This is a genomic window from Cellulomonas septica (assembly GCF_012396155.1).
Taxonomy (GTDB): domain Bacteria; phylum Actinomycetota; class Actinomycetes; order Actinomycetales; family Cellulomonadaceae; genus Cellulomonas; species Cellulomonas septica.
On record NZ_JAAXOY010000656.1, the window covers coordinates 1 to 1,976 of the forward strand.

Here is a 1,976-nt window from a genome sequence, read left to right on the forward strand (position 1 = left end):
GCTCCCGGCCGGTCGGCGGCCGCGGGCGCCGGGAATGGCGGGGCCGCGGCACGGGCGGCGCCCACTAGGATCGAGCGGGCGCCCGTCCGGCGCTCCCACCCGTCGTCGAGCGAAGGAACACCCGTGCTCCGCACCCACCACGCCGGCTCGCTGCGAGCCGAGCACGTCGGCACCACCGTCACCCTCACGGGCTGGGTGGACCGGCGGCGCGATCACGGCGGCGTGGCGTTCGTCGACCTGCGGGACGCCTCCGGCATCGCCCAGGTCGTCATCCGTGACGAGGCGGTCGCGCACGGCCTGCGCGCGGAGTACGTCCTGCAGGTGACCGGCGAGGTGGGCCGCCGCCCCGAGGGCAACGAGAACCCGCACCTCGCGACCGGGGAGATCGAGCTCGTCGCGCACGACGTGGTCGTCCTCAACGAGGCCGCGCCGCTGCCGTTCCAGGTGTCGTCGTCGCTCGACGAGCAGGTCGGCGAGGAGGCGCGCCTCAAGCACCGCTACCTCGACCTGCGCCGGCCCGCGCCGTCGCGTGCGATCCGCCTGCGCGCGAAGGTCAACCAGGCGGCCCGCGCGGTCCTCGACGAGCAGGGCTTCGTCGAGGTCGAGACGCCGACGCTCACGCGCTCGACCCCGGAGGGTGCCCGCGACTTCCTCGTGCCCGCGCGGCTCGCGCCCGGGTCCTGGTACGCGCTGCCGCAGTCGCCGCAGCTCTTCAAGCAGCTGCTCATGGTCGCCGGGCTCGAGCGGTACTACCAGATCGCGCGCTGCTACCGCGACGAGGACTTCCGCGCCGACCGGCAGCCGGAGTTCACGCAGCTCGACGTCGAGATGAGCTTCGTCGAGCAGGACGACGTCATCGCGCTCGCGGAGCAGATCCTCGTCGCGCTGTGGCGCCTGATCGACGTCGAGCTCCCCACGCCGATCCGCCGCATGACGTTCGCGGACGCGATGGCCCGCTACGGCTCCGACAAGCCGGACCTGCGGTTCGGCCTCGAGCTGGTCGAGCTCACCGACTACTTCACGAACACGCCGTTCCGCGTCTTCCAGGCGCCCTACGTCGGGGCCGTCGTGCAGCCGGGCGGTGCCGGCACGCCCCGTCGCGGCTTCGACGCGTGGCAGGAGTGGGCCAAGCAGCGCGGCGCCAAGGGGCTCGCGTACGTCACGGTCGGCGAGGACGGCGAGCTCGGCGGTCCGGTCGCGAAGAACATCACCGACGACGAGCGCGCCGGCCTGGTCGCAGCGACGGGCGCGTCGCCCGGTGACGCGATCTTCTTCGCCGCGGGCAAGCCGTCCGAGGCGCGTGCGCTGCTCGGTGCCGCCCGCCTCGAGATCGGCCGCCGCGGTGGCCTCATCGACGAGAAGGCGTGGGAGCTCGTCTGGGTCGTCGACGCCCCGCTGTTCAAGCCGACGGGCGAGGACGACGACGTGGCCGTGGGCGGGGGTGCGTGGACGGCCGTGCACCACGCGTTCACGTCGCCCACGCCCGAGTGGCTCGACCGGTTCGAGCAGGACCCGGGCCAGGCGCTCGCGTACGCGTACGACATCGTGTGCAACGGCAACGAGATCGGCGGCGGCTCGATCCGTATCCACCGCCGCGACGTGCAGGAGCGCGTGTTCGAGGTCATGGGCATCGGGCACGAGGAGGCGCAGGAGAAGTTCGGCTTCCTGCTCGACGCGTTCCAGTTCGGCGCGCCGCCGCACGGCGGGATCGCGTTCGGCTGGGACCGGATCGTCGCGCTGCTCACGGGCAGCGAGTCGATCCGTGAGGTCATCGCGTTCCCCAAGTCGGGTGGCGGCTACGACCCGCTGACGGCCGCGCCCGCGCCCATCACGCCCGAGCAGCGGCGTGAGGCCGGCGTCGACGCGAAGCCGAAGGCCAAGCCCGACCAGCCGGAGGCGTGAGCGCGCTGCTCACGCGGCTGCCCGCCCGGTGGCGCGCGCACCGCGCGCTGCTGGGCGGGGACGGCCGCTGGGAC

At 73.8% G+C, this 1,976-nt stretch carries 1 protein-coding gene; it reads left to right on the forward strand.

The window, feature by feature from the left end; translation table 11 throughout:
• The first annotated feature begins 123 nt into the window (after window positions 1-123).
• The gene (gene aspS / locus HGA02_RS17780) at window positions 124-1,902 is read left to right on the forward strand and encodes an aspartate--tRNA ligase (protein ID WP_168680574.1); all 1,779 of its coding nucleotides are present in this window, start codon (window positions 124-126) and stop codon (window positions 1,900-1,902) included.
• The last annotated feature ends 74 nt before the right edge of the window (window positions 1,903-1,976 follow it).